The sequence below is a fragment of the Geobacillus thermocatenulatus genome (assembly GCF_002217655.1).
GTDB classification, from domain to species: Bacteria; Bacillota; Bacilli; order Bacillales; family Anoxybacillaceae; genus Geobacillus; species Geobacillus thermocatenulatus.
Genome location: NZ_NEWK01000001.1, coordinates 1,559,096 through 1,571,608 on the forward strand (window position 1 = coordinate 1,559,096; position 12,513 = coordinate 1,571,608).

Sequence of the window (12,513 nt, forward strand, 5' to 3'; positions counted from 1 at the left end):
TCCGACAACATTTTTAGTCAAAATACGGTAATATGTAAGTCAAAAGGAGGTGCGTCATGAGGCTTACTTGTTCATTCAAAGTGGAAAGAATGCCTGTTTCATACCGCATGATGTTGGTGTCGGTGATAAAAGAAGCATTACGAGTGTCGGATGAGCAATATTATGAGCGTTTATACAACAGTTCTTCAATGAAACCATTTTCATTTTCTACATATTTAAGAAATTTTCGATTTGCCGGCCAAGAGGTTTATTTAGATGGAATAACAATGACTGTTAGTTCACCTGATCATGAGTTTCTCTTGCACTTATACAACGGTTTGCAACAAAAGCAAGTATTTTCATACAAGCACTATCAGCTTGTGAAAGAAAAAATCCGCATGCTACCGGAGAAAACGATCACAGATTCTATCGTGGTGTTTCGCACCCTTTCTCCGATGTTGATTGAAGATAAAAACCAGAAGCCGGTCAGTCCAGATGCTCCTGATTATGAGGAGCACGTGAATTATTTAGCAGATCTGATTTTGCGGCAGTATCGGGGAAATGGGCTATTGTCGCCCTTGATTGTGCGGCCGTTGCGATGGCGCAAGGTGGTTGTGAAGGAGACGAATCATGAATTTGAGGCAACGCATGGGGGCGGCGACGTTTTATATTTTACAGCCTACCAAACTCTCTTTTCGCTAACTGGTCATCCAACCGATTTGCAACTGCTGTATCAGCTCGGGTTGTCGAAACGGCGCAATCAAGGATTTGGCTTGCTTGAGGTAGAGGAGGTGCGGGGATGAAGCTCGAACTCCGCATGGGCGAGTGGATGGTGACAATGGGGCTTGTCGGGCTGTACCGTGTTTTCGAATACGGGCTGGAAAATCGTTTGATTGATCAGCAGTACAAAAACAGCATCCGAATCGTTCCACAGGGGCTTGAGTTGGAGACAGGCGTACTTCCACTATTACCGCGAGCATATTTTCATTATTTGCTCGACGAATACAGTACGGCAAAGCGAACTAGAGAGAGATTGCTTTCCTACCTTGGACAGGCCAAAAAGGAAAATTTGTTTTCAACGGCTCTGGCCAATATAAAAAAGACGATTACGGATACGGGGAAGAAAATTCAACAGTATTTCCCCAATGAGCAGGTCGATCCATTGCTTGAAACAATCAAGTCGATCAAAAAACCGGAACAAATCGAGCAATTGGAGCAATGTATTGCGGAATTCCAACAACTACTTTCCAAAGCAGACATTAATGAGAAGCTGACATTAAATTATTTTAAAGCGGCTGTTCTCAAATCTTTCTTTGGACAAGTATCGTTCTTAAATGTTTCGAAAAATCATTTGGATTTGGAAGGGCATATCGAACAATTTCAAGCCGATTATATTGTTCCGGTGCAACGCGATCTTCAATTGGAACAAATCTTGCGCTCTGCTTCTGCAGAGAAAGACGTTCTTCATTTTTTGGATGAGCATGTTGAATATGAGCCGTTTAAAGCGTTGAAGAGAGCGTGGAAAAAGAAGCCTTTGCCACAAATACAAGAAGAACTGAAATCCGTGTATGAATGTATGCTTTTCCCTGGCCGCATTGCTTTTTATAATTTCGAAGAAATGATTTTTTCCCCGATTGGGATAACAAGTAAGGCTTTTAATTTCAATTGGGACTTGCAGGACAAGCAACCGAAACCGATTTCATCTTTGGCGAAACTTGTGTTGTTTTTTGCGCCTGCTGGTGCGGCCATTTACTTGAAGAAAGAAGGACTTCAAGACCAAACCGAGTATCGCATGTACGCAGGCTTTGTCCAATCCGATGCGCCATTCCCGGAGATTTTACAGAAAAACAACCATCTGAAGCAGATGAAGCAGCAAAAAGATCCGTTTGACCGCATCGTCAGCAAGCTCGTCCAAAGTGTAACGAAAGAAGCAAGCTATGTGATCGACCATCTATTTTTCTTAGAATTTTCTTCTGACTATGACAGCAAAAAAACGCATTTGCACTATTACCATCTTCCATTGTATTTAGCCCGTTATTTTGTCGAATATCCAGGAAAGTTGGATTACGTCCACTATGACTATCGTGAACAATTCATCCAAGACGTGTTGCGTGGAGCGGATCCTGCTCGAGTCATTTATCAATATTTGCGTGATTGTATTGAAAATGGACGTTCCCACATCGGCCCTTACATCGCTATTCGCGAACGCAGCCGAATTATGCAGTTGAAAAGGGGAGGAAAAGAGATGGAAAAAACAGACAAAAGGGTATATGCCCTATATCGGTGCGGCCAAGAGATTCGAAAGGCATTGGAACAGGCTGGAAGCCCAAAAACGACCGACCGTTATTCTGCGAGCCCGAGTAAAAAAATTAGCGCCATTGCCTATCGGTTGTTAAACGCAGCGAAAGCGGGGGATCGGAAAAGCTTCTTGGATACGTTGTTCCGGCTTCATATGTCAGCGGATCAGCCCATTTCTCCGCTTTTCTTAAATGCGCTGCATGAGCGGGATTTGGATTTCCCCGCTGTAGCCAACGCCTTTATTGCTGGGTTGCTGTCTCAAGAAGGACAAGGAGAACAAGAGGAGCATTCCCGTTAGGAGCTTTTCCGGGGACTTGATCAAAAAAAGCCCTCTTGGTATGATGCAGGGGTGTCAAACAACACCTACCATCATGCCAAGGAGGACTTCAGATGAATTGTACACAAAACCTCATAAGGAATGATGAGCGATGGTAAAAAAAGGATTGCCATCGCTTGTTGTGTTGGCTCAAAAAATATTTTAAAAAAATGAATAAAAAATCCTTTGTTTCTGCACTGCTGGGGTGCGAAATGTGAGGTTTAATCTGAACGGAGAGGGATTTAAATGACGATATTTTAGCTGAGATGCTCGGCTGGGAAGTCGTTTAATCTGAACGGAGAGGGATTTAAATGCTATCGAAAAGCACCGAAAAAATGAGCAACGCCCAAAAGTTTAATCTGAACGGAGAGGGATTTAAATTAAACACAACTATTGTCTATCCTACACAAACATGATCGTTTAATCTGAACGGAGAGGGATTTAAATCATGTCTGTCTTGGAAGAAAACAGCGCTGCGTTCGTTTAATCTGAACGGAGAGGGATTTAAATATGAAGAAACAAAAGAACTTATACAAGCAGGAAATTATAGTTTAATCTGAACGGAGAGGGATTTAAATATGAAGAAACAAAAGAACTTATACAAGCAGGAAATTATAGTTTAATCTGAACGGAGAGGGATTTAAATTTCAGCTTTTTGGAATGAGTTTAATTCGTTGAATGTGTTTAATCTGAACGGAGAGGGATTTAAATGTCACTAGCGTAAACGGAAAAACAGGCGCTATCACAGTTTAATCTGAACGGAGAGGGATTTAAATTTCTCATAACGATCGCAATATCGATTCCTTTTTCCTTCGTTTAATCTGAACGGAGAGGGATTTAAATCCATCCTGACGACATCACAGAGGTTGTCGTCGATAGTTTAATCTGAACGGAGAGGGATTTAAATCAAGATATAGTTTAGATGGGCGCCCGTACGAATTTTCGTTTAATCTGAACGGAGAGGGATTTAAATCTTCAGATGGCGTTGGTGCAGTTGAATAGAAATGCAGAGTTTAATCTGAACGGAGAGGGATTTAAATTGTATTGTGACGCCTATGCTAACTATGTTAAGTGCGTTTAATCTGAACGGAGAGGGATTTAAATATCCAGAAGGGATTGAAAATATTCGCGCCAAGCTCAGTTTAATCTGAACGGAGAGGGATTTAAATGACCGTTTCTTCAGCCAGCTTTTGAAGAAAACAAAGGTTTAATCTGAACGGAGAGGGATTTAAATGGACGTCGCGAAATCGGGATCACTTCAGCAGTATTGTTTAATCTGAACGGAGAGGGATTTAAATTTCTCCTTTGCGTCTCGATGGCACCGTTGTTCCTCCGTTTAATCTGAACGGAGAGGGATTTAAATAGAAGGGCGAGCGTCCCTCGAGGATGATGCCGACAAGGTTTAATCTGAACGGAGAGGGATTTAAATTGTAATACCACTCCTTCACAACAATGCTCGTAATTCGTTTAATCTGAACGGAGAGGGATTTAAATATTAAGCTGCTTATAGGTACATTTAGCGCAGATGCGTTTAATCTGAACGGAGAGGGATTTAAATATTCATAAAGTCGGTTTGTAACTATTACGAAGAGAAAAGTTTAATCTGAACGGAGAGGGATTTAAATTTCGCAAAGCTCTATGACTTTCTCTAGCTTCTCGTTTGTTTAATCTGAACGGAGAGGGATTTAAATTGACAAACGCGTGAACGTTCTTTCTCTTCTCCTCTAAGTTTAATCTGAACGGAGAGGGATTTAAATGATGAAACCGCCAAAAACGTTTTTAAAGGACACTTTTGTTTAATCTGAACGGAGAGGGATTTAAATTGAACTAGACCGGCTTTCATAATCGAAAGGCAGTCATTGTTTAATCTGAACGGAGAGGGATTTAAACATGGGACATCGTACATATGACACATTATCCGATCTGTTTAATCTGAACGGAGAGGGATTTAAACAGTTCATTCGCTATGAAACAAAGACTTTTAACATGCGCGTTTAATCTGAACGGAGAGGGATTTAAACACAATTTGATTGCCTTGTACAATAACACCTTTAGCGTTTAATCTGAACGGAGAGGGATTTAAACAGCGACACGGCCAATGACATTTGAGGAGCATATGGGTTTAATCTGAACGGAGAGGGATTTAAACGGACATGCAATACACGTTCAAGTATGCGGCGCCGATTGGTTTAATCTGAACGGAGAGGGATTTAAACACATGATTCTCGCAAAACCGGGTTTGGTGGGAATAGTTTAATCTGAACGGAGAGGGATTTAAACAGACTTCGCACGCTCTACCGTTGCATCCGGCGCGAGTTTAATCTGAACGGAGAGGGATTTAAACTGGGTTGCCTCTCGCTATGACACAATGAGGATCTTGTTTAATCTGAACGGAGAGGGATTTAAACTTGTTACGAAACGAGGTATTCCGTATTTTTGCGACTAGTTTAATCTGAACGGAGAGGGATTTAAACTGGTCGCGATCAACTAAACGATAACCGGGCGGAATCGTTTAATCTGAACGGAGAGGGATTTAAACTGCTCTCTAAATGGGGTATCCTCTCGATCGAAATGCAAGTTTAATCTGAACGGAGAGGGATTTAAACAGGCTGTTGCGGTCAAGAACAGATGGCCGGGAGTAGTTTAATCTGAACGGAGAGGGATTTAAACATAAAAACTAACTCTCTTTCAGTTCTTAACATTTACGTTTAATCTGAACGGAGAGGGATTTAAACAAAGAAGCACATCATCTAACGTAATGACACGATTGGGTTTAATCTGAACGGAGAGGGATTTAAACAATGCTCATATGGCTATTCTAGCGTACACCGGATCAGTTTAATCTGAACGGAGAGGGATTTAAACACAGATAGTGATGCGAATGAATTCGCGAAAGCAAAGTTTAATCTGAACGGAGAGGGATTTAAACTCGAATGGGTTACGAGGGATTTTTTCGAGTTTTACCGTTTAATCTGAACGGAGAGGGATTTAAACTCATGCATCCAATCCCGAGAATTAAACATAATACCGTTTAATCTGAACGGAGAGGGATTTAAACAGTCCTCCCAACTTGCGTTCATATCGATTTCTTGCGTTTAATCTGAACGGAGAGGGATTTAAATCATATACTGTAGATGAGCAAATTCGCTAACATAAATTGACAATCAAACAAAAAAGGAGACATGAACCGGACTCCTTGGTTAGAATAGATGTGCTACCAACTACCCACAAGGAGGTTCATGTCCCATGAATAGATTAGCACATCACCAAGGAATCGACAAGTTTTTCTTCACTTTGGGGTTGACGCTGCAACTTTCCAAACCGGTCTTGAAGCATCTCGTTCACATTGTCGATGCCTTGACCACCAAGGGATTTTCGGGAACGTTGACCGATGTCCATCACTGCAAAACCACAAGTATCCGGCATGCATGGGGAGGATCTCATACAACTCCCGCTCGGAGTGATCAAACAAATACGAGAGCAGCATCAGGCGAAGCAGCCGTTCCGGATCCGCCGCCGGGCGACCCGTTTTTTTCCGTGTACAGGGGAGCCACCCAATCGTGAATGACGGAAACGTCAACCGTTTCGTTGATTTGGCGCAAGATATGATGTGGGGGAACTAGGTCCTCCATGTCGATGACTTAAAACAGACGAGGCTGAGTCGAAGGGTTTTTGGGGCTTTCATGATCCGCTCACACTCCATTCCAACCATTTTTCTTCCTTTTTCGACATAAGCCCCCTAAATCCCTGCCTCAGGGTGTACTTTTTTCACCGGCCTTCTAGAACTTTGGCAATGCCTCTACTGCATCTGCCAAATCACTATAACTGTCCTTTAAGTACCGTGATGTGGTGGTGATATGACTGTGTCCAGCCAGACGTCGCACTTTTTCGATGTCGTTGTTAGTTGCCTTCAACATCCACTTACAAAACGTATGACGAAACATGTGCGGCGTCAGCTTCTTACCCGAAGGGCTGTAGCTCTCAACCATCCGCTGAATGCCGCGCACGGAAAATTTCGGCGAGCGCTGGCTATAAAAGACGTATGGTGATTCGGCCACATGCGGTTTCTTTTTCGCCATTTCCGCGCGAAACTTAAGCCAATCCTCGAGTTCTGCCAACAAGATATTCGAGATCGGCACCGTTCTTACCTTCATCCCTTTTCCCACAATTCGAATTCGTTTCATCTCTAAATCTAAGTCCGTTAATTTTAAATTGGATAACTCTTCCACTCGCAATCCCGCATAGGTAAGCAAATACACCACCGCACGATCCCGGCGATATTTCTCCTCAGGATCGACTCCTCGGCTTTGAACTGGTTTTTTCCGCATCCGATGCAATAAGTCCTCGAATTCTTCTTCCGTCAGCCACATGATTTTTTCGTTATCTTCATCGGCTGATTTTAAATCCTGGATATCTTTCATTGGGTTCTGTTCAATCTTATGGTGTTCCACCGCCCACGCATAGAAGCTTCGCAACGAATTCAGACGGCGATTGATCGTGGACGCACCCTAGGTCTGTAAGATATCCACAAAACTGAAAAAGGATGTAAGGGATTTTGTCGAAAAATATTTTTTGGACACCCCTGAGAGGCCGAAAAGCCTTGATAGATCAACATTTCTAGAGGGAGGTTGTATCATGACGAAAACGGTCACGATGACGATTGTCTTTCAAGCGGGATCGCTAAACTATGGAGAGGGCATTGCGAATATTTCCGAATTGAAAAAGTTTCATCGCGGCAATGGAGAGGCGTACACATACGCATCGCGGCAAAGTTTGCGCTACGATATCGTGCGTTTAGGAAATGAACTGTTTGGCTGGAACTTAAATACCGTTGATAAAGCGAGCGGGGTTGTTCAGTTCAAAAAAGATGTCACCATCGAAGATTCCGTTGAAATGGATTTATTCGGGTACTTAAAAACGGATAAAAGCTCGCAAAAACGCGCTGCTGTCGTGCGTTTAAGCCATGCTGTTTCCCTTGAACCGTATAAAAGCGATTTGGAATTTTTGAATAACATGGGGCTAGCCAGCCGAATTGGGGCTGATCCGAATTTGGCTCAGATCGAGCAGCACCAAAGCTTCTATTGTTACACCATCACGATAGACTTGCATCGCATTGGCGTCGATGGGGAGGTCGAGCTGTCCAATCAGGAAAAAGCGAAACGCGTCCAGCAATTGCTTGATATTGTGAAATTGCTGAATCGGAATATTCGTGGCCGTCGCGAAAACTTGTCCCCGCTATTTGTCATCGGCGGAGTATACGATGTAGCGAATCCGTTTTTCCTTGGGAAAATTCGCCTAGCTTCTTCGCCGCGAGGGTGGGAAATTGATCTTGCCCCGATCGAGGACACCATGGCGCAAACATTCGCAGGCAAGCCAGTTGCAGACGGGACGCGCATCGGGTTAGTAAGCGGCATATTTGCGAATGAAGATGAATTTGCACAACGATTTGCAGAGAAGACTGGATCAGTGGAGCAGTTTTTCCGCCATATTGCTGAACAAGTTCAAACATATTATGGTGAATGATAATGAAGGCGTTGCGTTTAAAACTATTTCAAGAGACAGCGTGCTATAAAAAGCCGTTCGCTTCAAAGGTGGCGGAAACATATCCGCTTCCGCCTTATTCTACGGTTAAAGGAATGATTCACGCGTTGCTTCGCGCGGATCGTTTCATCCCCATGCGCCTAAGCGTCCAAGGGGAGTATGAGGCGAAACTGCTCGACTATCAGCGGCATTACTTTTTTAAAAAACGAGATGTCGCTGCTTTTCCGCTGATCCTTGACGGGATTCAGGATGAGTTGTTTTCGTACGATGCCAAAGAAATCACGACAATGCCCATTTATACACATTTGTTGTACCGAGTTGATTTGCTGATTCACGTTGAGGCAGAAAAAGAAGTTCTTGAACGGATAATTCAAGCCATCGAAACTGGCGAAAACCATTATAGTTTAGGCAGATGGGAAGATTTGGTCCGAATTGATGAATATAAAATCGTTCAGGTAGATGAATTGGATGAAGAGAAAGATTTGCGCTATTACGCTTACATTCCTCATCATTTGCTCGATATAGACATAAAGCATATCCCATATGAGCTCCCTTGGAAATACGAAGTCGTGAATGGAGTGAGAAAATGGGAGAAAGTCAGCGTGGGATACGTTCGAAAAGGGACGACAGCTCCAGAGGGAGCATGTATTGATGAAGATGGGGAGCTTGTATTTTTCCATTTGTAGAAATAGGAGGAAATCAAACGGTCATGTTTTATGCAAAGTCCGAAACGAGAGAGACGATCCGTGAACATACGGATCGTCTTCTTGATAATTGGCGATTGCTAAAGGACAGTTATGGAGACCGATTGATTCGTGTCAATGAACGAATGTGGGAATTGCTTCGATTAGCGATCGAGTATCATGACATCGGGAAAGCGAACACGGTGTTTCAAAACAAAATCCGCCGGGCCATTCACGAAGAACTGTTGGAAACTGATTGCGACGCCAATGTACCGCATAACTATCTGTCTGTCGGACTTGTTCCATTTGAGCAATTGAATTTGACGAAAGAAGAAATGCGGCTGTTAACTCATGCCATCGGCTACCATCATGAGCGGGATAAACGGCCTGATAAAGAAGCGATCCGTGATATTTTAGAAAATGATCTACAAAAGCAAAGAGAGGATATTGCCCATCATATGCGACTGCCTTTGGCTGAAAAGGTATCGTTTCGATTTGTGGATCGGTTGCTAAAACGGTATACCATTCATGACGGGGAGTCATTTTGGGATTATGTATTGTTAAAGGGTCTCTTGCAACGGATTGACCATGCGGCCTCAGCGCACCTTCCCGTCGAATCGGACGTTCATCAAGATGTTGGCGTCTATGTGCGACGGTATATGGAGAATAAGTTGTTTCATCTCAACGATTTACAGCGTTTTACAGAAGGTCACACCCATAAAAATGTGATTGTGATAGCACAAACAGGCATGGGAAAAACAGAATCTGCCTTATTGTGGATCGATCGGGATAAGGCATTCTTCACCTTGCCTCTTCGCGTCAGCATCAACGCTATTTATGAACGAGTTCGCCGCCAAATGGGGTACGATGCCGCAGGTCTTTTGCATTCTACAAGCGCTTTCTATTTGGTGGAACGGGGGGAAGAAAACTGGGAGGCGATTAAGCAACAATCGCAGCAATTGTCTATGAAGCTGCTTTTCACAACCGTTGACCAAATTTTAAAGTTTCCTTTTTATTATCGAGGATTTGAAAAAGAATTGGCAAGCATGGCAAACGCCAAAGTGGTGATCGATGAAATCCAAGCGTATGATCCAAAAATTGCTGCGATGTTGATTAAGTCATTAGAAATGATTAAAAAAGTAGGCGGTCGATTCATGATTATGACAGCCACATTGCCAACTTTATATTTGGATGAACTCAAGCGCCGAAGTATTATCGATGAAGAAGACACCGTTTTCGGCGAATTTATTGACAGCCAAAATCACCGTCACCGTATTCAGCTCCATGATGAAGAAATAACAGAAGGAATAGAGGACTTTGTCAAAATGGCGCGTTCATCCCAAGTGTTAGTCATTGTGAATACGGTTCGTCGGGCGATGGAATTGTACGAACGATTATCCGAAATGGGCAGCGATGTACCTGTTCATTTGCTGCATTCACAATTTACGCAAGAAGATCGTCAATGGCTCGAGCGGCAAATTCAAGAGTTCAATGAAGCAAAGGTGAATGGGATATGGGTTACAACCCAGCTTGTCGAAGCAAGCATTGATATTGATTTCGACTATTTATTCACAGAAATGTCTCCACTGGATAGTCTGTTTCAACGTCTTGGGCGCTGTTATCGAAGAAGAGTGGTTGAAGGGGAACAATGCAACATCCATATTTTTACACAAAACGTTTCTGGGGTTCCATCCGTATATGATGGACATCTCGTGTGTGAAAGCACGGAGTTGTTGAGGCCTTTTGACAGACAAATTCTCGATGAAAGAACAAAAATTGAGTTGGTTGGCAAGTTGTATGAACGTGAGAGATTGAAAGGAACTTCGTTTTTGCAGGAGTTCGAAGATGCGTTAGCTATGTTTGACCATTTAGATCCGTATGAAATGAGCAAGAAAGAGGCGCAGCGGAAACTGCGTGACATTCAGACCGTTCCCATCATTCCACGGCGAATTTACGACGAAATCGCCGATGTCATCGATGAATGCCGTCGTTGCCGAGACTGGCAAAAGCGGATTCGTTTGCGCATGGAGATCGAAAAGAAGACGATCAGCGTCCACCGTTTTCTTGCGGAGAAATTTGTCTCAGAACGATTGCCCAAACCGTTTGACCATATATACATTGCCGATGTTGAGTACGATTTTGATCGCGAAGTGGGGAGAGGGATTCAGTTTGATACACCACTGTCAGCATTTTACTAAGGAGAGTGCAGTGAATGGCGAGCGGTGTTCAAATCCATTATTACAAAGTGTGCAAGCGGAAATTATGGTTGTTTTCCAAAGGAATTGGAATGGAAGAAGAGCACGAACGAGTGATCGAAGGAAAGATTCTGCACGAACGGGCGTATCCACGCTTGGATGAGAGAGAAATTTTGATTGATGACACGTTTAAGCTGGATGCATTAGAGGAAGAGTACGTTCGTGAGATCAAAATCTCTAGCAAAATGGCCGAAGCGGACCGTTTTCAAATGTTGTACTATCTTTACGAACTGAAAAAACGAGGCATTCATAAAAAAGGATTGATCAGCTATACGAAGGAAAGAAAGACGGAGGAAGTGATATTAACAGAAGAAGACGAGCGAAAGGTGGAAAAGGCTTTAAAAGACATCTATCAAATTTTGCAACTTCCCTCTCCCCCACCTCTTGAAAAACTATCATATTGCTCGAAGTGTGCATATTACGAATTTTGTTATGCACTGGAAGGTGACGAATGATGTTGAAAGATCATTATATCTTTTCGAACGGGCGACTCAAGCGAAAGGACAATACGATTTATTTTTTAGATGAAAAAGAAAACAAGAGATCGCTTCCTGTACATCAAATCGAAAATTTATATGTATTTGGGGAAGTGGACTTCAACTCCGCTTTGCTTAATTTGTTAAGCCAGCATGAGGTCCATTTGCATATTTTCAACTATTATGGGTTTTATGCAGGAACGTTCTGTCCACGAAACAGGAAAGTGTCTGGTTTTACTGTTGTGCAACAGAGTGCCCATTATCTCGATAAAGGAAAACGGCTGTATATAGCAAAAATGTTTTTGGAAAGCGCTGTGCATCATATGTTGCGGAATATTCGCAGACATAAAGAAAAGACCGAAGTCTATATCCATCAAATCGAAGAAGAGGCAAAAAAATTGGACACCGTGAGTACCGTTCAAGAGTTAATGGGAATTGAAGGACGGATTCGCCAACATTATTATCAATCCTTTAACGAGATTTTGAAGCAAGACTTTACGTTTGAAAAGCGGACAAAGCAACCTCCGCGCGACCCACTGAATGCCTTGATATCATTCGGGAATTCCTTATGTTATACAACTGTTTTGGGGGAAATTTACAAGACGCCGCTTGATCCCACGGTTAGTTTTTTGCATGAACCGTCGACAAGACGATTTTCGTTAAGTTTGGATTTAGCTGAAATCTTTAAGCCATTGATCGTCGATCCGGTTATTATCGCCTCCATTAACAATCGGATCATTACCAACAAACATTTTGATGATATCGATGGAATGGTGTTTTTAAATGAGGAAGGAAAGAAAAAGTTTATTATGGAGTGGGAGAATAAATTGGCCACATCCATTCAACATCGGAAGCTGAAAAGAAAAGTGAGTTATCGGCATTTTATACGATTGGAATGCTATAAGTTGATTAAACATTTGATCGGGGATGAACGATATAAACCGTTGAAAGCGTGGTGGTGAACC

General features: G+C 42.7%; 7 protein-coding genes, 3 pseudogenes and 1 CRISPR repeat array. Of the genes and pseudogenes, 8 read left to right on the top strand and 2 right to left on the bottom strand.

The window, feature by feature from the left end; all coding sequences use genetic code 11:
- The first annotated feature begins 56 nt into the window (after positions 1 to 56).
- The 3 genes and pseudogenes from cas6 to B9L19_RS18640 form a co-directional block, all read left to right on the top strand.
- Positions 57 to 782 carry a CRISPR-associated endoribonuclease Cas6 gene (cas6, locus tag B9L19_RS08005; protein ID WP_025948829.1) on the top strand — a complete coding sequence of 242 codons (726 nt, stop codon included), beginning with the start codon at positions 57 to 59 and terminating at the stop codon, positions 780 to 782.
- The gene (locus tag B9L19_RS08010; protein WP_089113894.1) at positions 779 to 2,575 is read left to right on the top strand and encodes a type I-B CRISPR-associated protein Cas8b1/Cst1; all 1,797 of its coding nucleotides are present in this window, start codon (positions 779 to 781) and stop codon (positions 2,573 to 2,575) included. Before cas6 ends, B9L19_RS08010 begins: the two co-directional genes overlap by 4 nt.
- Before the next feature lie 237 nt (positions 2,576 to 2,812).
- A CRISPR array of direct repeats spans positions 2,813 to 5,715; the repeat unit is 29 nt; unit sequence GTTTAATCTGAACGGAGAGGGATTTAAAT.
- Positions 5,716 to 5,839: 124 nt separating this feature from the next.
- Positions 5,840 to 5,995, top strand: a pseudogene (locus tag B9L19_RS18640) (IS701 family transposase); the annotation flags it as partial.
- Here B9L19_RS18640 and B9L19_RS08015 read toward each other — a convergent pair.
- Positions 5,970 to 6,296, bottom strand: a pseudogene (locus B9L19_RS08015) (transposase); the annotation flags it as partial. The pseudogenes B9L19_RS18640 and B9L19_RS08015 overlap by 26 nt on opposite strands.
- Positions 6,297 to 6,372: 76 nt before the next feature.
- Positions 6,373 to 7,095, bottom strand: a pseudogene (locus B9L19_RS08020) (tyrosine-type recombinase/integrase); the annotation flags it as partial.
- 133 nt (positions 7,096 to 7,228) lie between these two features.
- Between B9L19_RS08020 and cas7i the strand changes: the two are divergent.
- From cas7i to cas1b, 5 genes are read left to right on the top strand one after another with little or no spacing between them, the layout of a single operon-like run.
- Positions 7,229 to 8,116 (top strand): type I-B CRISPR-associated protein Cas7/Cst2/DevR, encoded by an 888-nt coding sequence (cas7i, locus tag B9L19_RS08025; protein WP_025948827.1) that lies wholly within the window; start codon positions 7,229 to 7,231, stop codon positions 8,114 to 8,116.
- Positions 8,117 to 8,118: 2 nt separating this feature from the next.
- Positions 8,119 to 8,820, top strand: a complete 702-nt coding sequence (cas5b, locus tag B9L19_RS08030; RefSeq protein WP_025948826.1) for a type I-B CRISPR-associated protein Cas5b — start codon at positions 8,119 to 8,121, stop codon at positions 8,818 to 8,820.
- Between the two features lie 23 nt (positions 8,821 to 8,843).
- Entirely contained in the window at positions 8,844 to 11,015 is a 2,172-nt protein-coding gene (locus B9L19_RS08035; protein WP_047752928.1) for a CRISPR-associated helicase/endonuclease Cas3, read from the top strand.
- Positions 11,016 to 11,029: 14 nt separating this feature from the next.
- Entirely contained in the window at positions 11,030 to 11,527 is a 498-nt protein-coding gene (cas4, locus tag B9L19_RS08040; protein ID WP_025948824.1) for a CRISPR-associated protein Cas4, read from the top strand.
- On the top strand, positions 11,527 to 12,510 hold the full coding sequence (cas1b, locus tag B9L19_RS08045) for a type I-B CRISPR-associated endonuclease Cas1b (protein ID WP_025948823.1): 984 nt from the start codon (positions 11,527 to 11,529) through the stop codon (positions 12,508 to 12,510). Before cas4 ends, cas1b begins: the two co-directional genes overlap by 1 nt.
- The last annotated feature ends 3 nt before the right edge of the window (positions 12,511 to 12,513 follow it).